The 19640-nt window shown below is 47.8% G+C and carries 20 protein-coding genes; 7 read left to right on the top strand and 13 right to left on the bottom strand.

What is annotated here, in order from left to right; translation table 11 throughout:
• Positions 1-19 precede the first annotated feature (19 nt).
• The gene (locus KDM90_RS04430) at positions 20-1015 is read right to left on the bottom strand and encodes a sensor histidine kinase (RefSeq protein ID WP_212674336.1); all 996 of its coding nucleotides are present in this window, start codon (positions 1013-1015) and stop codon (positions 20-22) included.
• Between the two features lie 20 nt (positions 1016-1035).
• Here KDM90_RS04430 and KDM90_RS18135 point away from each other — a divergent pair, with 20 nt between their 5' ends.
• The 4 genes from KDM90_RS18135 to KDM90_RS04415 all read left to right on the top strand — a co-directional run bounded on the left by KDM90_RS18135 (position 1036) and on the right by KDM90_RS04415 (position 4342).
• Positions 1036-1167 (top strand): hypothetical protein, encoded by a 132-nt coding sequence (locus tag KDM90_RS18135; protein ID WP_268977726.1) that lies wholly within the window; start codon positions 1036-1038, stop codon positions 1165-1167.
• Between the two features lie 342 nt (positions 1168-1509).
• Positions 1510-2130 (top strand): TetR/AcrR family transcriptional regulator, encoded by a 621-nt coding sequence (locus KDM90_RS04425; protein WP_212674335.1) that lies wholly within the window; start codon positions 1510-1512, stop codon positions 2128-2130.
• A 362-nt stretch (positions 2131-2492) separates the two neighbouring features.
• A complete protein-coding gene (locus tag KDM90_RS04420; protein WP_212674334.1) occupies positions 2493-3299 on the top strand; it encodes an oxidoreductase in 807 nt (268 codons plus the stop codon).
• Between the two features lie 35 nt (positions 3300-3334).
• Complete coding sequence (locus tag KDM90_RS04415) at positions 3335-4342, top strand: NADP-dependent oxidoreductase (protein WP_212674333.1); 1008 nt, start codon at positions 3335-3337, stop codon at positions 4340-4342.
• Between the two features lie 200 nt (positions 4343-4542).
• Here KDM90_RS04415 and KDM90_RS04410 read toward each other — a convergent pair whose 3' ends face one another.
• The 3 genes from KDM90_RS04410 to KDM90_RS04400 form a co-directional block, all read right to left on the bottom strand.
• Positions 4543-4935 carry a cupin domain-containing protein gene (locus KDM90_RS04410; RefSeq protein ID WP_212674332.1) on the bottom strand — a complete coding sequence of 131 codons (393 nt, stop codon included), beginning with the start codon at positions 4933-4935 and terminating at the stop codon, positions 4543-4545.
• 196 nt (positions 4936-5131) lie between these two features.
• A complete protein-coding gene (locus tag KDM90_RS04405; protein WP_212674331.1) occupies positions 5132-5608 on the bottom strand; it encodes a hypothetical protein in 477 nt (158 codons plus the stop codon).
• A gap of 24 nt (positions 5609-5632) precedes the next feature.
• Complete coding sequence (locus KDM90_RS04400; protein WP_212674330.1) at positions 5633-5962, bottom strand: hypothetical protein; 330 nt, start codon at positions 5960-5962, stop codon at positions 5633-5635.
• Positions 5963-6353: 391 nt separating this feature from the next.
• Between KDM90_RS04400 and KDM90_RS04395 the strand changes: the two genes are divergently transcribed.
• From KDM90_RS04395 to KDM90_RS18425, 3 genes are read left to right on the top strand one after another with little or no spacing between them, the layout of a single operon-like run.
• The gene (locus KDM90_RS04395) at positions 6354-6599 is read left to right on the top strand and encodes a type II toxin-antitoxin system CcdA family antitoxin (protein ID WP_212674329.1); all 246 of its coding nucleotides are present in this window, start codon (positions 6354-6356) and stop codon (positions 6597-6599) included.
• Positions 6599-6802: a CcdB family protein gene (locus KDM90_RS18430; RefSeq protein WP_212674328.1), complete on the top strand. Its 204-nt coding sequence runs from the start codon at positions 6599-6601 to the stop codon at positions 6800-6802. Before KDM90_RS04395 ends, KDM90_RS18430 begins: the two co-directional genes overlap by 1 nt.
• Positions 6796-6915, top strand: a complete 120-nt coding sequence (locus KDM90_RS18425; protein WP_212674327.1) for a CcdB family protein — start codon at positions 6796-6798, stop codon at positions 6913-6915. Before KDM90_RS18430 ends, KDM90_RS18425 begins: the two co-directional genes overlap by 7 nt.
• Positions 6916-7184: 269 nt before the next feature.
• On the opposite strand, the gene KDM90_RS04380 is transcribed toward KDM90_RS18425, so the two are convergent.
• The 9 genes from KDM90_RS04380 to KDM90_RS04340 form a co-directional block, all read right to left on the bottom strand.
• The gene (locus KDM90_RS04380) at positions 7185-8129 is read right to left on the bottom strand and encodes a PQQ-binding-like beta-propeller repeat protein (protein ID WP_212674326.1); all 945 of its coding nucleotides are present in this window, start codon (positions 8127-8129) and stop codon (positions 7185-7187) included.
• A gap of 240 nt (positions 8130-8369) precedes the next feature.
• Positions 8370-9770: an asparagine--tRNA ligase gene (asnS, locus tag KDM90_RS04375; protein ID WP_212674325.1), complete on the bottom strand. Its 1401-nt coding sequence runs from the start codon at positions 9768-9770 to the stop codon at positions 8370-8372.
• A gap of 418 nt (positions 9771-10188) precedes the next feature.
• Positions 10189-10374 carry a DUF4177 domain-containing protein gene (locus KDM90_RS18420; protein ID WP_212674324.1) on the bottom strand — a complete coding sequence of 62 codons (186 nt, stop codon included), beginning with the start codon at positions 10372-10374 and terminating at the stop codon, positions 10189-10191.
• A 122-nt stretch (positions 10375-10496) separates the two neighbouring features.
• On the bottom strand, positions 10497-10946 hold the full coding sequence (gene dut, locus KDM90_RS04365; protein ID WP_212674323.1) for a dUTP diphosphatase: 450 nt from the start codon (positions 10944-10946) through the stop codon (positions 10497-10499).
• Between the two features lie 6 nt (positions 10947-10952).
• Positions 10953-12158, bottom strand: coding sequence for a bifunctional phosphopantothenoylcysteine decarboxylase/phosphopantothenate--cysteine ligase CoaBC (gene coaBC / locus KDM90_RS04360; RefSeq protein ID WP_212674322.1), 1206 nt, complete (start codon positions 12156-12158; stop codon positions 10953-10955).
• A gap of 10 nt (positions 12159-12168) precedes the next feature.
• Positions 12169-12687: a signal peptidase II gene (gene lspA, locus KDM90_RS04355; protein ID WP_212674321.1), complete on the bottom strand. Its 519-nt coding sequence runs from the start codon at positions 12685-12687 to the stop codon at positions 12169-12171.
• A 258-nt stretch (positions 12688-12945) separates the two neighbouring features.
• A complete protein-coding gene (ileS, locus tag KDM90_RS04350; RefSeq protein ID WP_212674320.1) occupies positions 12946-15834 on the bottom strand; it encodes an isoleucine--tRNA ligase in 2889 nt (962 codons plus the stop codon).
• Between the two features lie 73 nt (positions 15835-15907).
• A complete protein-coding gene (locus tag KDM90_RS04345; protein WP_212674319.1) occupies positions 15908-16876 on the bottom strand; it encodes a bifunctional riboflavin kinase/FAD synthetase in 969 nt (322 codons plus the stop codon).
• A 230-nt stretch (positions 16877-17106) separates the two neighbouring features.
• Positions 17107-19401: an HzsA-related protein gene (locus tag KDM90_RS04340; RefSeq protein WP_212674318.1), complete on the bottom strand. Its 2295-nt coding sequence runs from the start codon at positions 19399-19401 to the stop codon at positions 17107-17109.
• Between the last annotated feature and the right edge of the window lie 239 nt (positions 19402-19640).

Genomic DNA, 19640 nt, shown 5'->3' with positions numbered 1-19640 from the left:
TTCGGTGGATAGTCTGAAATTATGTTGGCAATACCAAGCGTGCAATCACGCCACGCGGTTCATTTTCTTCTAGTTCTAGCTTTGCCTTGTCGCCATAGCTAAGCGCCAATCGATTGCGAATATGCTCGAGACCTAAACCATGTCCAATATCGTCTCCAAATCCAAGCCCTGTATCGATAACGGTAATGTGGACTTGTTGATCGACTTGATGCGCGACGATGTTGATATGACCACCATCAACGGCGGGCTCAATCCCATGTTTGATTGCGTTTTCGACCAAAGTGAGTAGTAAAGCCGATGGCAATCGAAATTGCTGTAATCTGGGCTCGCAATCGATGGCATAACTTAAACGACGAGGTAAGCGCGTTTGCATAATTTTGAGGTAGGCATCGCAAGTTTTGCAATCGTCTTCCAGTGAAATCGTATCTGACCTTAAGCTCTCCAGTGTGGCGCGCAAAAACTGAATCAAATCAGCGGTGAGCGCTGCGGCTTGCGGTGCGGTGGGTTCGGCTAAGTGTTGTACCAGACCCAATGTATTGAACAAAAAGTGTGGCTCAATTTGCGCTTTGAGTAACTGCAGCGTGCTGGTGATTTCCAATCGATTGGCGCGTTCACGTTCAGCATCGTGACGTGCGATTGTTTGTGCGATGGCACGTTTCAATAAGAAGTTATGTGTTAGGAACCACATGACAGCGAGCAAGCTCAACAGCAATTGTTGCGACATGCGCCACGTCTCGAATTTCAAATCGTCCGCATTGCCTGCCATATTCCAGCCATCGATAAAACCGCTTACAAAATCCTCGAAGCTTGAAATCAAATAAACACAAGCCAGCGCGAATGCGACGGCCAAGAAAATGCGGAGTACAAGTTTCTTCAGTTCGCTTGCCGAGCTTGTCGACAGTGAGGAATTTGCTGAAGTCGATTGATCTTGCTCAGGTAAGTTGATACCGAACAATAAGTAACCAAGGCGAAATAATCGCTCACGTTTGCTTAGGGATGAAATAGGGGTGGTCATAGGGTCTTGCTCCTCAATGAATGAAACGTCTGCTTGTTTTGTTTTCTCGTAAAGATGACGCTGTTGGCGTTGATAGAAGTGTCGTTGACATTCACCAACGAGAAAATCCTGATGTGACGAATGAAGCAATAGCGGGCATGAGTGAAGGTTGAAAGTTGAAAGAATTGGCTTGCTAAAATTAAAGGAAGTTTGCGAGCAACTGGATTCGGGCTGCAAATAATGCTTTTTTCACCTACGTATAGTCGAAAGCAATGCGCGTCATGCAGACGATGTGCAATAGGGAATCTACTCTCAATAGAGTTTGAGTTGCGCATTTTGCCATACGACAGTCGCATTTGGCTTGAAGAAATAGTGTCTTTCACCGCGTAGTGTTGATCGCAGGATGATAGTGCTCATCACTTTTTACTCTAATGAAGTGACGCAATGAATTTGTATAATAAGTAAGTAATTTGGCGATATTGCGTATTGACGAGCATGTTTGAATTCATTGTGATATGATGACCATCATGAAAACTAAATCCAGCCGTTCTTCAAGCAATTCAACGACGCAATCTCGCAAAGAAGCGAGCCATGAGCGTATTGTCGAGGTCGCATCGCGTGCGATTCGGCGTAGTGGCTATGACGGCACTGGCGTGGCGGATATCATGAAAGAAGCTGGTTTAACGCATGGTGGTTTTTATGCGCACTTTCCATCGCGAGATGCCTTGTTGGCGGAGGCGGGGGATCGTGCTGGTGCGGAGTCGGTGGCGATCGCGGCGCAGATTGCCGCAGCAGCACCACCTGGCGAGGCCCTGCAACACATTATCCAGGCTTATTTGTCTGAAGAACATATGCAGTTGATTGAGACAGGTTGCCCCGTGTCTGCACTCGGTTCTGAGATGCCGCGTCAAGCGCCAGAGGTACGTCGCGCGGCGACGGTGCATATTAAAGAGATGATTGATTTGATTGCCAGACAGATGCCAGATTGGGGGCAGTCTGTCGCGCATGAAAGAGCGATGCTGTTGCTGTGTAGTTTGATTGGTACGACGATTGTTTCACGCGCAGTGGATGATCCCAAGTTGTCTGCGGCTTTGCGTCAGGCTGCACTTAAGCATTTGGCAGTGCTTGAAAAATAAAGCAGGGCAACAGTCGCAGTAATTTGAAGATTTAAATGTTGGATCTCGATGCGAGATCCATACAAGATCCAAAAAAGAGATTCAGATGTAAGAATCTCGTTTTTTTTAATAAAAAATATGATGATCGTCATATTTGTGGAAATTTGCAGTTTGAATGATCAACTTAGTAGTGTTTTAAAGAATGCATTGAAAAATGTCTCAATTAATGAAGGATAGGGCTTACGAAAAATTGCGCTAGCTAGGCGCGTCGTCGAAGACAGTACGCTTGCTTGGACTGCCTCTGCGGAGGCAGAGGGGCGAGGCGACAACAACGACGTTAGCGTCTGTTTTGCGTAAGACCCAAAGAAATAAAGGAAATTAAGATGAACAAACAAATAGCTTTGGTCACCGGTGCCTCATCCGGTATTGGTGAAGCGGTCGCCAAACAACTTACCGCCTCGGGTTACACCGTGTATGGCACCAGCCGTCATGGTGCAAAAGGCGGTCAACGCCCATATGCCATGCTGAGCTTGGATGTCACTGACGACGTCTCAGTACAGCAAGCGGTGGATGCGGTGATACAGAAAGAAGGGCGCATCGACTTACTGGTGAATAATGCCGGATTTGGTATTGCACCTGCTGGTGCAGAAGAAAGTTCATTGGCACAAGCACAGTCGCTGTTCGACACCAATTTCTTTGGTGCCGTGCGGATGACGCGTGCAGTATTGCCGCACATGCGACGCCAGCGTGCTGGTCGCATCATTCAGATCGGCTCAGTGTTGGGATTTTTGCCAATGCCTTATGGTGCTCTCTACTCGGCAAGCAAACATGCGATCGAAGGCTATTCAGAATCGCTCGATCATGAAATTCGCCAATGGGGCATCCGTTCCATTGTGGTCGAACCTGCCTACACCAATACAGCATTTGGTGCGAATGTGGTGGAGGGCGATGCTTTACTGGGCGATTACCACGAGGTACGTACTGCCGTCGATGCGCATCTGCGAGCCGTATTGGCAAGTGCCGATAGTCCAGAGCTAGTCGCTCAAATCGTGCTCAAAGCAGCGCAGGCTCGCAAGCCTAAATTGCGCTATACCGCAGGCGTGATGGCGGCGCGCTTACGCTTATTACGCAGCTATGCACCAGCGGCTTTGCTCGACGCAGGTCTGCGCAAAGATTTGCGGCTGGCTTAATTCAATCTACCTTCTTCCTATTCAGAAAGCACAACATGAAAGCACTTGTCCTCAAAGGCTATGGCGCAAAGCAAACATTGGAATTTGCCGAACTAGCCCGTCCAACGATCAAATCGAATGAAGTACTCGTTCAAATTCATGCAGCGGGCATCAACCCAATCGACAATATGATCCCGAAAGGTATGTTTAAACCTATCCTCAAGTTTCAGCTTCCCGCTGTGATGGGTAGTGATCTGGCTGGCGTCGTGGTTCAAGTGGGCGGAGCTGTGCGACACTTCAAGGTAGGCGATGCGGTATTCGCCAGTGTCTTCGACATGGATAGAGGCAGCTTTGCCGAATTCGTCGCAGTACCCGAAAGCGCAGTTGCCCACAAACCGAGCAACATCAGTTTTGTTGAAGCTGCGGTTCTGCCTATGGTTGCGCTGACGGCGTGGCAAGCTTTGCATGAGCGTATGCAATTAAAACGCGGCCAGAAGATTTTTATTCCGGCCGGCGCTGGCGGCATTGGTACTATCGCGATTCAATTAGCAAAACAAATTGGCGCCTTCGTAGCGACCACCACCAGCACCGGCAATGTTGAATTGGTACGCGAACTTGGCGCCGATGAAGTCGTCGATTACAAGAAACAAGAGTTTGAAAATGTCTTACAAGGCTATGACGCGGTATTAGGAACCATGAGAGACGCGGAGCTAGAAAAAACATTCAAGATTCTCGCCCCAGGCAGCAATGTAGTCTCGCTAGTTGGTCCGCCAGACGCCAACTTCGCCCGCGCCCGTGGCATGAATGTCATTATGCCTCTCCTCTTTAGTCTAATCAGCAGCAAGATTCGACGCCTCGCCAAGAGCCGTAACGCCAATTATAGTTTTATGTTCGTACGACCAGACGGCCAACAATTAAGTGCCATCGCAGCACTACTCGAAGCGGGCAAGATTCGCTCTGTGGTCGATAAAGTATTTGGTTTTGATGATGCGTTACAAGGTTTGGCTTATCTTGAGCAAGGCAGGGCGAAGGGCAAAGTGGTGTTGCAGATGATTGCGGATTAGAATCCTAAACTGTGACGCAGTATAGAAATGTGATTTTCTAGATTAGCTAAATTGCAGGGTAAATTGGTATGGCAAAAATACTCTGCATTCTGAGAAAGATTGCCAGGATGTTTCCCTATCTTAAATCAAAAACCTCCGTTTTTTCACGTTAGCCCCGAGACTACAATATAAATTGGGGCTCATTCGGTTTGAGGTTTTTGTTAGCGCGCTGGTTGTTTGAACTCGATAAACAAAGCGCGAGTTTCCGTATCTCCGATGTTCTCGCCAGCATGGGATTGCTTCGGCATCCATCTCACGTCACCGGGTTTGGATTCTGTCTCGATGATCCGCCCGTTTCCCAAAGTAAGCTTACGTTTGAAGGGGGAAAGGACCACCATTAGCGTGTCAGGGTGTCCATGCATGGCGATCTTTTCTCCGGGAGCATCAAAGCCCTCCAACACTCGAACCCTATCGTTTTCGAAACGGACTTTGTAGTGGGTCGGCTCTATGATGAGTGGATCCTCGGAGGCGGTCACTTGTGCAAGCGCCCAATTTACGAACATGCCTCCACTAAATGCAGCCAAGAGAGCCGTTACTTGTATGCTTTTTTTCATGATCCATCCCCTTTGAGAGTGAGTGGTTTGCTCGAGTGAGTAATCTCACTTAGTGCTTCTCTAAATTTTTCAGGCAATACTTTGCCGCCAAAATCGATGAGCGATTATAGTCGGTGCATTCGCGCCAAGCTAGATTGTCTGTTACCCATGATAGCTCTAAACCCGGTCAAATGCGTTGTTTAGCAGAGCGATTTTATCAATCCATTCGAGCAAATTCGCTCTGCACCCACTTCATCGCTGAAGTCTGATTCAACTTGAAATCAGGTCGAACTTTCACTTTCGCGATTTGTTCGCCAGCCATATCCAGTGCACTCAAATACGCATACGGCTCATCTTCATCCGGAATGATTTGTAAGCAGATTTTGTAATCCATTCCGTCGCTGGCGATGATCAAACTTTTGTTCAAAGTCGCATGTAGTTGTTGCTCATGACGGCGTACAAATTCATTGGCGGTTTTGACCAAAGTATTGAAGGCGTTGTGATCTAAGGGTTTAGGGTTCTTCTTGTCGCGACCCATGGTCCAGGGACCAACCAACGCTGGCTCAGCGTGGCCGTCTTTATACATTGCCACCGCCCAGCCATCGTCATCTTCATTTTTGATGACTCGGGCGGTCCATTCTTTGCCTTGCCACACGCGGTCTTCTTGAATCAGCTGAACTTCTTGATCAGACATGGTTTTGCTCTTTTATTTGCTCTGTTATTTCTTCGCTGCGGTAGATTTCGCCGCGTTAAACACCTTCACAATACTCACGCCTTCGCTGCCTGTGTCGCAAACATAACTACCGTCTTTCAACTGGATGAATTGCTCCGCTTCCAATTCCACGACTTGACCGTTGACGTTCAAAGCACAGCTACCAGTCAAAACATACAGACGAAATCCGTGTGATGCCTTAATCGTGATGCTTTGATTGGCTTCGTAGGTATTGCTATAGAACTTAAAATTTTCAGAAGGACGATGCTGTTGGCGTACGGCGACTTCAGAAATGCTAGTGTCTGAAATGTCAGACCACGATTGAACTTGTGACATGGGGATTCCTTGAGGAGAGTGATGCGATGATTGTCTATTCGGCGCTGCTTCCTTTTTCGGTATTCAAATAGCATCGAGAATTCGAAAAAGAGTGATGAAACCGCGAAGAGGGTGGTGGAGTATACGTGAAATTTGGGGTTTGCGACGCAATCATCGATTGGCGGCAGGTAGGAGCGATTAGGCTTCATCAATCGCCCGTATTTTTTTTGGGCTAAGGACGAACATGGGTTTGAGATGAATAAAGTCGGTTCATTCAATTTCGGCAATTCGATTGTGTGATTGATGAAGTCTGATGCACTTGCTGTTCTTGAGTGACAAAAAAACCTTATCCACGTGATAATTGGGTTGGACTAACGCGTTTTATACGCATAGTGTTTTAAGGGAATTGATCATGCAATCTATATACGATAAGAGCGCCTCGAAAAAAGCGAGTAACCTGAGCATTAACAGCGATTTGTTAAGGCAAGCGAAAGCCTTAGACATCAATCTATCTGCGACCCTAGAGACGGCATTGGTAGTAAAGGTAAGAGAGTTTCAAGCACAAAAATGGCAAGAAGAAAATCAAGCTTCTATTTCAGCTTACAACGAGTCTGTCGAAAAAGACGGCGTATATAGCGATAGCTTGCGGAGTTTTTGATGGCGCAGTTTTGTGTTTATCACAACAGGAATACGCAAAGCAAAAAGACCTGTCCTTATTTGTTGGAAATGCAAAGTAATCTATCGCAGGATCTAGCCACCACCGTGGTCGTGCCACTCGTCAAATTTGAAAAAACAAAACCAAAATTCTCACGGGACTCACGCCGATTTTTTCACTCGATCAATAAGACTTTGTCATGCTAACGTCGCAATTGGCAAGTATACAGAGGAAAGAGTTAGGCAAGTTTGCTCTCGAACTTTCGCATGCACGAGCTGAGATTGTTGGGGCTTTGGATTTTTTGATTTCTGGTGTTTAGGGTTAGGGAAATCATCGCGAATTCATCGGCAAATTCGTAGGGTGGGCACAGCTTCATCGTGCCCGCGCGTTATGGTTGAAAAAGGTGAAAAAGATAAAAAGCGAGGTGAGGTTTTAGTCGGCATTCCAAGCAATCCGCGTGGGCACATAAAGCGTGCCCACCCTACATGGCTTATATATGAAAAGAAAGAAAATCGCGCGCACAGAGTATGTGTACGCGATAGTTGAAACAAAAAATCATAAAGACCCTATTTAACGTAAGACTTTCTATTAGAAAGGACAGGAGACAACTGCGTAATCCCAAACATTTACCGATCCGTTGGTTGATGCTGGGCCATTCCATCGCCATTGATAGCAGGCACCGGAATTTTTTTCTTTAATGATGTATCCTTTATCGTTCCCTATAACATAGGATAGTTCTGGAGACCAACTTTGAGTAATTTCTGCGGACGGGTTCATTAGTTCACCTGTATCAGCAAAAAATGTCATAATATTGGTTTTACCATCCGGACGCAGGATTACACCGAAAATAATTGGACGATTTTCGACCCCTGCACCAGAACCATCCATCTTTGCGCTTGTTTGCACAAATACTGCTTGACCGTTTGTCACAAAATCTTTCCAACATTGCATGTTGACCGAAGTGCAACCTGCAGGAAGCTGTTTGAATTCTGTTCCATCAACTCTTGTTCCCATCGGAATAGAAGTTTTTGGTGGCCACCATGTAGTAATTGGTGCATCTTTGACCTTCCAGCTAATCGATGCTTTTGAAGGCAATGAATCGCCGTCAGGACCACTTGCGATCAGAGTCACCTCCGCGGTGCAATTGGCACCGTAGGAGGTCGTTGTTGTCATTGACGACGTTGCTGATGTGGATGTTGTTGACCATGCTGCGATGCTTGCGGGGACATCTGCGTTATTACATTTCGCGACCACTGATGATTTGAGCGATGTCACATTACCCGTATAGTTTGCCGTCATTGGAAATGCAGCATCCTTGTCGATAAGGGTAGGAATTTGGGTGAAAACAAATGATGTGAATGCTGGTTTTGGAACCGGCAAGGTGCAGGTCGGGTAGTTGGTTGCGCCGTTAGCACAGGTATTGCCACCACCCGAAACCGGGCTTCCTCCGCCACCCCCACCACCGCACGCGGCGAGCGAGATCGCCATTATTGCTGTGAGTATCTTGACGATGTGTTCGATGAAGTTTTTCATCGTAATCTCCTTAATAGGATTTGAAAAAATACAGCTTCTTATGCACTTTCTTGACTTCCCGCTTTTGTATGCTTTCATTTCTGAAGGCTTACATACTGTATGGCGAAAAACAAATCACATCTAGCCGTCATCATTCTCAAGAAGATACATTGACACGAATGTTTCGGCGTTGGTCTAACCATTTAAAATTAAAAATCAAAAAGGTGAGCATTTGCCCACCTTTCTGATCAAACCAAAAAATTAGAACCGCACATTCCCCGGAGTACGCGGAAACGGAATCACATCCCGCACATTACCCACACCAGTGATGTAAGACACCGCGCGTTCGAAGCCTAAGCCGAAACCTGCATGTGGCACTGTGCCGTAGCGGCGCAGGTCGCGGTACCAGTAGTACGGTTCTTTCGCCAAGCCGACTTCTTCCATGCGCGCGTCTAATACGTCTAAGCGCTCTTCACGTTGTGAGCCGCCGATGATTTCGCCTATGCCTGGGGCTAAAATATCCATCGCTGCGACGGTTTTGCCGTCGTCGTTCATGCGCATGTAGAAAGACTTGATGTCCTTCGGATAGTTTTGCAGAACCACTGGGCCGTTGACGTGTTTTTCAGCGAGGTAGCGTTCGTGTTCCGATTGCAGATCGGTACCCCATGACACTGGGTATTCAAATTTTTGACCGCAGTTTTGCAAGATATTGACCGCTTCGGTGTAGTCCATACGTACGAATGGTTTGGCGATGATGTTTTGCAATTTCGCGATCACGCCTTTTTCTACGCGCTCTTCGAAGAAGGCCATATCGTCAGCACGTTCGTTCAATACTGCTGTGAACACATATTTCAACATCGCTTCAGCGAGGTCGGCATTTTGTGCCAAATCAGCGAATGCGACTTCAGGTTCTATCATCCAGAACTCAGCCAAGTGACGGCTGGTGTTGGAGTTTTCCGCACGGAAGGTTGGGCCGAAAGTGTAGACCTTAGACAAGGCCATGCAATACGTTTCGACGTTCAGCTGACCAGAAACTGTCAAGAAGGTTTCTTTGCCGAAGAAGTCTTTAGAGAAGTCTGGCTTGCCTTCTGGTGTTTTCGGGAAGTTCATCATATCCAAGGTGGATACGCGGAACATTTCGCCTGCACCTTCGCAGTCAGACGCAGTCAAGATTGGTGTGTTAACCCAGTAAAAATCTTGCTCGTGGAAGAAGCGGTGAATAGCTTGTGCGATGGAGTGACGTGTACGAGCTACGGCGCCCATGATGTTGGTACGCGCGCGCAAGTGAGCGTTCTCGCGTAAGAATTCCATGCTGTGCGGTTTTGGTTGAATAGGGTAGGTGTCTGGGTCTTCCACCAAGCCAAATACCTGCACGCTTTCTGCCTGCATCTCAAAACTTTGACCGCCGCCTTGCGATGGCACGATATTGCCTGTTGCAGCAAACGATGCACCTGCAGTTAAGTGCAAGACTTCGGCATCGTAGTTAGACAAAGTATTCGGTACCACGATTTGCAAAGTGCCGAAGCAAGAGCCATCGGTGAGTGCCAAGAAAGACACGCCCGCCTTGGAATCGCGGCGGGTACGTACCCAACCTTGAACGGTGACGCTAGTGTCACTTGGGGCTTTGCCATTGAGGACGTCTTTGACGCTGAAAGTTGTCATGTTTGTTTTCTCCAATATTTCGACGAGTACTCTTGAAAAGGCATTTCGTAATGCTATTTCGTGAAATTCTCTAGTGGCGCATATGATAGCTGTTTGCGCCGTTAAAACCAATTTTGTTGGTTGGTGTTTGCTTCAGTTTTTGTTAAGTGAGGCTTGGATGTTGCTTTGTTTCTTGTTGCTTATGCTTGCTTCTTTTGTTTCCAGTTTGACGTGCTGACGTGGGTTAAGCCTAGTGTTAAGTTCGTCATTCCCGCATGTTTTTGGCGGGAATCCAGAGGCTTTGCTTGATCAAGAAAAGACGCTGGACTCCTGCCTTCGCAGGAGTGACGGTAGTATCGTAGGGCGGGCGGAACACGCGGTGCTCAGGTGCTTAACGGGTTGGCGGCGCGGGTTGCACCCGCCCTACAAATTTATTGCATTACCGATCTCTCTCCAAGATCAAGATGTATTTGCTTGTCTCACCCATTGTATTTGAGGGCTCCAAAACTTGGATCAATCTCCATCCTTCGCTAGCTTGTTCGTTGAGAGCGGTTTGTATATCGGGGTCACCCTTGCTGAGAAAACCGCTTTTGAACTCAAGATTGACGGTCTTATATTCTTTCATTTCTAGCCTTCTCTAATTCGATTGTTATTTTTCGTAGGGCGGGTGGAAGCCGCGCTGCTCAGGTGTTCAACCTTCTGTTGGCGCGGGTTGCACCCGCCCTACAATATTCTTCGGTGCAGACTTTAGTGTTTGCCCGTACTACCAAATCCACCTTCGCCACGTTCGCTTTCGCCAAATTCTTCAACGATGTTAAATCCAACTTGTAGCACTGGCACGATGATCAATTGTGCTAAGCGCTCCATAGGGTTGAGTGTGAAAGCGTTTTGTCCACGGTTCCATGTTGAGATCATCAGCTGGCCTTGGTAATCAGAATCAATCAAGCCAACTAAGTTGCCAAGTACGATGCCGTTTTTGTGGCCCATGCCGCTGCGTGGCAAGATCATTGCTGCATACGCAGGGTCGCCAATGTGAATCGCCAAACCTGTTGGAATCAATACCGTTTCGCCAGGTTGAATCGTGATGGCTTCGTCTATGCAAGCACGCAAATCAAGGCCAGCGCTGCCCGGTGTGCCGTAGGCAGGGAGTTGGTCTTTCATGCGTGGGTCTAGGATTTTTAGGTCTATGTTTTTCATGTTGTTTTAGTTCGTTTGAATTCGTTTTGCAATTTCTGAGACGAGCTGCTTCGCCAAGCTCTGCTTATCCGCCTTAGGCAAAGCCTGATGTCCGTTCGCATCAAACAACACCAACTCATTCTCATCTTTACCAAAGGTCTGGTGGCCGATATTGCCGACTAAGAGTGGGATATTTTTCTTTATGCGTTTGGCTGCGCCGTATTCGAGTAGGTTTTCTGATTCTGCTGCGAAGCCTACGCAGTATGGGGCTTTTGCTAGCGCGGCGACGCTGGCGAGGATGTCTGGGTTTTGCGCGAACTGTAGTTGTGGCGTATCGCTGTCGCTGGACTTCTTGATTTTTTGATTGCTGGCATTTGCTACGCGCCAATCGGCTACCGCTGCTACGGCGATAAAAATATCTTGCGTATTGACCTGCGCCATCACCGCATCGTGCATTTGCTGGGCGGTTTGGACTTGTTGGCGTTGTACGCCATACGGTGCGTCTAAGGCTGTTGGGCCAGAGACTAGCGTGACATGCGCACCTGCTTCCCATGCTGCTTGCGCGATGGCATAGCCCATTTTTCCTGAGGATAAATTGGTGATGCCACGTACGGGGTCGATAGGTTCAAAGGTGGGACCGGCGGTGATCAGTACTCGTTTCCCTGCCATTGTTTTGCTTTGAAACGCCGCTTCGAGTTCTGCCAAAATTTGCGCTGGTTCTAACATGCGGCCCATGCCGACTTCGCCACAGGCTTGTTCACCAGCAGCGGGGCCGAAGACTTGAATGCCGTCTTGTTTGACTTGCGCCACATTGCGTTGCGTCGCTGGGTTGCTCCACATTTCTACGTTCATTGCAGGTGCGATGAATAAAGGAAGGTGGGCAGGGCGGGCGATGCACAGTGTTGAGAGTAGATCGTCACAAGCGCCATGTGCTAATTTGTAGATGAAATTGGTGCTGCAAGGTGCGATCAAAATCGCATCAGCGTCGCGCGTTAGATCAATGTGCGGCATGTTGTTGGCAATGCGCGCATCCCATTGATCGGTGTAAACGGTATTACCCGACAAGGCTTGCATCGTGACTGGCGTAATGAATTGTGTGGCACTTTGTGTCATCACCACTTGCACTTTAGCACCGAGTTTTCCTAATGAGCGACAAAGATCGGCGACCTTGTAACAGGCTACGCCACCAGTTAAACCTAGGACGATTTTTTTACCAGCGAGTCGGGAAGCCATGATTGTTTCCTTATTTTTTGACGCGGCGTAATTCGTCGAGAATGAACAAAGCCGCACCTAAACAAATCGCGCTATCGGCTAAGTTAAATGCCGCGAAGTGGTACATGTCTTTGTAATGGAAATCGAGAAAATCGATGACGTGGCCATACATAACACGGTCGATCACGTTGCCAATGGCACCGCCCATGATCAGTGCGAGTGCCCAGCAAAAGAGCTTCTGTGCCGCATGTTTCTTGAGTAAATAGGTAATCACTAATGAGGCCACAACACCAATCGCCGTGAACATATAACGTTGCCAGCCGCTTTCGCTCGCGAGGAAACTAAAGGCTGCGCCTTTGTTGTAAGCGAGCGTTAAATTAAAGAAAGAGGTGACAGGATAGAGTTCCGCAAATTGAAATGTGCGTTCAATCGTAATTTTGCTGATTTGATCCAGCAGAATTACGATGGCAGAAAGGCCTAACCAGATGCCGAATAATCCATTGGAGGATTTGGGTTTGCTTGAGAAGGTATTGGTTTTTTTGGTTGCCATAGGTTTGCCAGCTTTCGTTGTTATCTCCCTTCTCCCGCAAGCGGGAGAAGGGTAGGGGATGAGGGGTGTTCAGGTTCGTATAAAGTGAATTTAGGCTTCGTCATTTTTTGATTCAATCAATTTCACTGATCTATACTTTTAGGCTTTGCAGCTTCTGAACCACCCTCACCCTAACCCTCTCCCGCTTGCGGGAGAGGGGATTTGTTCGTTCGCAGGGCGAGTTGCACCTGCCCTACATTTTTTTACTGCATTTTCAAATTAAGCAAACTTACGCTTTTCGCCCGCACCAAACAAATTGCTATTGCAACGGCCGCACAAAGTTGGATGTTCAGTATTCACACCCACATCTGCGCGATAGTGCCAGCAGCGTTCGCATTTTTGGTACTTGGATGCGTTGACTACTACCGTTTCTTCAGCTTCACTTGCCACTTGTTCGACGCTAGCAGCGGAAGTGATTAGCGCAAATTTCAAATCGTCTTCGAGGCTACTCAAAACATTGAATTTATCGCCGCTGGCTTTGATCGAGACTTCTGCTTGCAAAGAAGAACCGATCGCGCCAGAGACACGCACTTCTTCTAATTGCTTAGTCACGTCAGCACGCACGGCACGCAAACTTGCGTATTTCGCTTCCAAGGCTTCGCTATTGGCGATGGCTGGCAGCTCGTAGTAAGTTTGTGTAAAGATAGTCTCGTCGCTGCCTTTGAACGCTTCTGCGCTCGCAAAACTTTGCCATGCTTCTTCGGCGGTGAACGACAAAGTTGGTGCCATCAAACGCAACAAGCTTTGTGTGATGTGCCAGATGGCGGTTTGTGCAGAGCGACGTGCAAATGATGTTGTGCCGCTGGTGTACAAACGATCTTTCAAGATGTCGAGGTAGAAACCGCCCAAATCTTCAGAGCAGAAGGATTGCAATTTGCTGATCACAGGGTGGAACTCGAAGGCATCGTAGTGCGCCAAGATTTCTTTCTGCAGAGCTGCCGTGTGGGCGATTGCGTATTGATCGATTTCGAGCAACTCGCTTGTCGCCACAGCGTCTTTGCTGAAGTCGAAGTCTGAAGTGTTCGCCAATAAGAAACGCAAGGTGTTACGGATACGACGATAGGCTTCCGTTACGCGTTTCAAGATTTCATCGGAGATCGAGAGTTCGCCGGAGTAATCGGTTGATGCCACCCACAAACGCAAGATGTCAGCACCCAAAGTGTCGAACACTTTTTGAGGCGCGATCACATTGCCTTTGGACTTAGACATTTTTTTGCCTTCGCCATCGACCACGAAACCGTGTGTCAACAAAGCTTTGTAGGGCGCGTGGCCGTCGAGCATGGATGCAGTCAACAAAGAAGAGTGGAACCAGCCGCGATGTTGATCGGAACCTTCGAGGTAGAGATCAGCAGGGTAGGCAGATTGTTCTTTGTGTGAGCCGCGCAAGACCGTGAAATGCGTTGCGCCGGAATCGAACCACACGTCTAGCGTATCGCGATTTTTTTCATACATCGCTGCTTCATCGCCGATCAATTCTTCAACCATGATGTTTTGCCAAGCTTCGATACCTTCTTTTTCGACGCGCTTCGCAATTACTTCTAACAACTCTGGCGTGCGTGGATGGATTTGTCCAGTTTCTTTGTGCAAGAGGAAGGCCATCGGCACGCCCCATTGACGTTGGCGCGACAAGGTCCAATCAGGACGATTCGCGATCATGCCATGCAAACGTGCTTTACCCCAAGATGGGTAGAAGGCGGTTTGATCGATCGCTGCCAAAGCTGTTTCGCGCAAACTAGCACCGCCCGCTTTAGGCGCGTTATCCATGCTGGCAAACCATTGTGAGGTAGCACGATAGACGATCGGTGTTTTATGACGCCAGCAATGCATGTAGCTGTGGTCAAACATTTTGAGTGAGAACAAGGTACCTGCCTCACGCAATTTGTCGCAGATAGGCTTGGAGGCTTCCCAGATGGTCATGCCTGCGAAGAACGGTAACCATGATGCGTAGCGGCCATCACCCATGACTGGGTTGAGCATGGCGTCGTCTTTCATACCATGCGCTTTGCAAGACAAAAAGTCTTCGATACCGTAAGACGGAGCGGAGTGGACTACCCCAGTACCGGTTTCGGTGCTAACGTAATCGCCCAAGTACACGGGAGACGTACGATCGTAGCCTTCATGCGTAGCTGCTAAAGGATGTTTGAATTGAACCAGTGATAAAGCTTCACCCAAGCAAGTTGCGATGATTTCTGGTTGCAAATTCCAATTCGTGAACGCCGCTTCAACCAAATCTTTCGCCATCAAGATCAAGCAAGGTTCACCATCACGCTCGGTTTTCACCAAAGCGTAAGTGATTTCTGGATGCATGTTCAAGGCTTGGTTGGATGGAATGGTCCACGGGGTCGTGGTCCAGATCACGCAATAACCTTTGTCGAGTGGTAGTTTGTCTAAGCCGAAAGCTTTGGCAATTTTGGCGTTTTCTTCACCGCCTACAAATGGGAAACCAACGTCGATCGATGGATCGCGCTTGTTTTCGTATTCGACTTCAGCTTCAGCCAAAGCGGAGCCGCAATCGAAACACCAGTTCACTGGTTTCAAACCACGATACACATAGCCTTTGTCGAACAACTGACCGAGCGCACGGATTTCGTCCGCTTCGTTACCGAAAGCCATGGTCTTGTAGGGATTGTCCCATTCGCCCAACACACCTAGCCGGATGAAGTCGGCTTTTTGACGTTCGATTTGTTCTTCTGCATACGCACGTGCCTTGGCTTGCACTTCGGCGACAGGTAAATTCTTGCCGTGCAGTTTTTCGATTTGGATTTCGATCGGCATACCGTGGCAATCCCAGCCCGGTACGTAAGGCGCATCAAAGCCACCCAAGGTGCGCGCTTTGATGATCATGTCTTTCAAGATTTTGTTGACAGCGTGACCGATGTGGATGTCACCGTTGGCGTATGGAGGACCATCATGCAAGATGAATGTTGGGCGACCTTTGGCTGCTTTGCGTACACGTTCGTAAATTTTCTTTTCTTGCCAGTTCTTCACCCATTGTGGCTCGCGCTTAGCGAGATCGCCACGCATAGGGAAGGGAGTTTCCGTCATGTTGACCGGGTACTTACTTGCAGGTTTTGCGGATTCTTTTTTTGCTTGCTTATCGTTAGACATAGTCGTTTCGCTTCAATTTGAAATCTAAAATCGGTATAAAAAATGTTGGATGAGAGAGGACGCTAGGCGTCCTTCAAATTCGGTCTGTAGCGGAGCCATTGCGTTGCTTAAAATAGCTACGCGCTTGATCGGCGTCGCGGTTGATCGCGGCAGTTAAGGTCGGTAAGTCCACATACTTTTCTTCGTCGCGCAGCTTTTGTAAAAACTCGACGTGAATAACCTTGCCATATGCATCCACATGCTGATCAAGGATGTGAGTTTCAAGTAAAACCCGACCACTATCATCCACCGTTGGACGCACACCCATACTTGCGACCGCTGGCAAAGGCTGTTCACTCAAGCCATGTACTTGCACCACAAAAATGCCCATCACGGCAGGTTTATGGTGCGCGATGCGCAAGTTCAAAGTCGGAAAACCTAAAGTCCGACCAAGTTTTTGACCGTGCACAACGTGACCAGAAATTTGATATGGGCGACCAAGTAAATGTTTGGCTTCGTCAAAATCGCCTGCAGCTAAAGCAGCACGTACGGCAGACGAAGAAATTCTCTCGCCATTACGCTCGACGGTATTCATGGTTTGCACAACAAAACCATAACGCTCGCCTGCTTCTTTTAATGTATGGATATCGCCAGCCCGTTTCGCACCAAAGCGGAAGTCGTCGCCGACCATGACTAGCTTGACGTGTAGTCCATCGACTAAAATGTTTTTGATAAATTCTTCTGGGCTGAGCGCAGCAAAGTGCGCATTAAAGTGTTCGACGATGACACGATCTATCCCGGCGAGATCAAGGGCGGATAAATTGTCGCGCAAATTCGCAATGCGAGTCGGCGCTTTTGAAAGGTCGCCGAGCTTTTGTGCAAAAAAAGCGCGCGGATGTGGCTCGAAGCTCATGACTGCCGCGTCAATTTGTAGGCGTGTTGCAGCCGCACGTAAATCAGACAGCAAGGCTTGATGTCCAAGATGGACGCCATCAAAGTTGCCAATAGCCAGTGCGCATGGAGCGCGTGATGTCATATTGGGAAGACCGCGGAAAACCTTCATTCTTTTAATTCTTTTTGAAAATGCCAATTTGATCGAATCATGCTGCTTTATTTTGCAGCTTTGGTTCCGAGAGTCTTTAGGATAAAGATGCTCTCGAAAAACCTTTGATTATAAAGGCTTTTCACTCTAAAAACTCTGCTATTTCAGTGTTTTCCGGCGTTCGCACGATTGTGTATCACAGAAAAGGGCGCTTTTCGCCCTAGGGTGGCTCCATTGATCGCTTTAACTTGTTATTTTATCGGTGAGTTGAGTGAAGATGCGCGGAGTTGGCTTGTTTTCTTCCATCGTCTGAGAAGTTCACGTAAAGCCTCAGGCTTATTGGTTGGAGCCAAAAATCCGGCTTGATCGCGCTGATTCACACCGTGACATGAAGCGCAGACGCGAATTTCTCCCGATTTGAATGTCACCCAATTTCGCTCGCGTACAACGGGCGTTCCCTTCGAGTCTGTTGTCTGCCAGGTTAGTGCTCTCTCTGCTGGCACAATCACTGCGGTCGAACCATCTTTTTCGATGATGACGCTGCTCTGTAAGTTTTCATTTAGGGTGGATGGGACTTTATTGACAGGGTGAAAATTCGGAATTGTCTGTGCAAGATTGCGCCTACCAGCGCGATCTGGATACGCACGAATTTGTTCGGCCTGCAAAATTTGAAAGTGTTGAAGCTGATAGATTTTGCCTTTAGAGAATTCGTTTGACACTGTCTTTGTGCCATTCTCTATTTCTAAATTGAACGGTTGTTGTCGATCAGCGCGATCACGACTAGTTTGATTTCGTGTCACGATGAGTGCAAGCCGTTCATTTTCCAACCATGCTTGAAGTTCCTTCACATTGACTTGTTCTTCTTCAAAAACGGCTTGTTCTGGGCGTTCTAGTGTCATTGTTGTAGGAGGACTGATTGTTCGTGGCCTCAATTCCACTGCTTCTAACTCCCATAACTCGCCATCAAAGTGCCGAAGTTTTTCTCCTTCCCACCAGCTTAGTTTCTTACGAATACCCGATGTGAGTGGCTTGGTGGGCTTAAAATAGCCAGTTTGTAGATCCTCTTCTAAAAAAGTCAAACGTAGATCGCGCAGGCTAGTCTCAGCTTGCGGGGGAAGTTGATCACTGGTACGGCTGGCTAACAAGCGGCCATCTGATAGTGGGAGCGGGTTGCGGTAACGCCCATCATGCAATTGATCGTTTTTCTCCATTTTCGTAACAGCAACAACGCGAATCTGTTCGGGATTAGCGTGCGGCGGCGCGATGAGTTTAATAATGCTATCTGTCGTAAACGACCCTGATTCTCGAGCATTAATTCCATAGTAGGTACCAGGGTGAAGTGGGTCTTCGCGAGGATGAAAAAAACCCCCTTCACGTCGCATGGGGATGCGATTTTCGTGCAGTGATAAATTGGTTTGCTTGCTCAAATTAGGATCCTCGCTGAAGCTAGGCATTAGATATCCAAAATTGAGCTCATGTAAGCCAAGATGATTGATGGTTTCTTCGTTGCCACCTGATTGATCAACTTGCCAAAGCGAAAAAAAATTACTACGGAATGCGTTCACTTGCCCGTAGGTGCTGGTACTACCAACGCGTGATTCAGGAAAAATTTCATTGCGATGGTTCAAACGCTTTGCCTGTACAGACTCGTCGTTAAAATTGAAAGAAGCGAAGGGCAACTGTACTCGATTGCGTTCCGCATCGCGATCACGATCAGCGAGTTGATCTTGCTGTAAATGATCCCAGCGAGTAAACAGTACGCGCCCAAAACTATCGATCATAGGACTGAACGCACCGCTCGGTGTGTGCGTCAGCAATTGCAATTTACCGCTCTTGCGATTTAGTTTCCAAATTCCACTGACGCTCGGCGTTGCTTCGTATTCATCAAGTTGTGGATATAGGTGCGGTTCACCTGTTCTAGGACGATCCGAGGTGAAAATGATATCTCCGTTATCGGCATAAATTGGAGAGAGTTGATTATATTCAGTCGGTTGACCCGCAACTCTCTGGAAGCGCGGTTTTTCGTTTCGCCCTAGCTGCGTGACTTCGTAAATTTGCCATTTGTAGTTTGCGCTGCTTTGGTTTTTGTGCGGTGATCCTATCAAAATGCTGACTAAGATCGTCTGTCCGTTTGGATGCACAGAAGGTTCGCGCACTGCGATCGCTTTGTTCAATTGTATCCCTTGCATCCCGAGCCCCGCTTCTGCACTGAGATTGCGTAGTACACCGTCGGGGTAGCGCAACATGAGATCACCGCCACGTGGTACGTCGATCACGCTGGTTCGATGATTGGCAAATGCAGATAGTCGCGTGTTGAGGTCATGCTGGGTTGGAACTTGGGTGATGAATACGATGGGGTAAGTTCTTTTTTCTATGTGTGGAGTGGGAGCGTGTTTGACGCCTGATCCCATTTGATCTGGTTGTTGGAGAACTTGCTGATCTTCTGCACTTGCTTGCTGCGCTGTTGACGCTGTTTTGTCTTGGCATCCAATCAGCAAAAGTAAGAAAAAAGTGGGCAGAGCAAGACGGGACAGAAATGTATTCATTACAGCATTGAACATGAAAAAAATGATGGAGGTCGTGGGCTTGTGCGTGACGTTCTTAGACGCTTCGTAATTCATATCAAGTCGATCACTGCTCGCGATTTTGTCTTGGAAAAATTCACCAAAATGCATTGACTTTGATTATCTTTCAAGACCACTTGAATTTTTCTTTGAATTGGGTCAATCTTACTCGGTTTATTAATAAAAACATTAAATTCTTTGACTTTTCATTTGCGTGCTTC

Source organism: Affinundibacterium fentianense (assembly GCF_018139545.1).
Lineage (GTDB): Bacteria > Pseudomonadota > Gammaproteobacteria > Burkholderiales > Burkholderiaceae_D > Undibacterium > Undibacterium fentianense.
The sequence above is the reverse complement of the archived record's forward strand: the minus strand, read 5'-3'. Positions and strand labels throughout refer to the sequence as shown.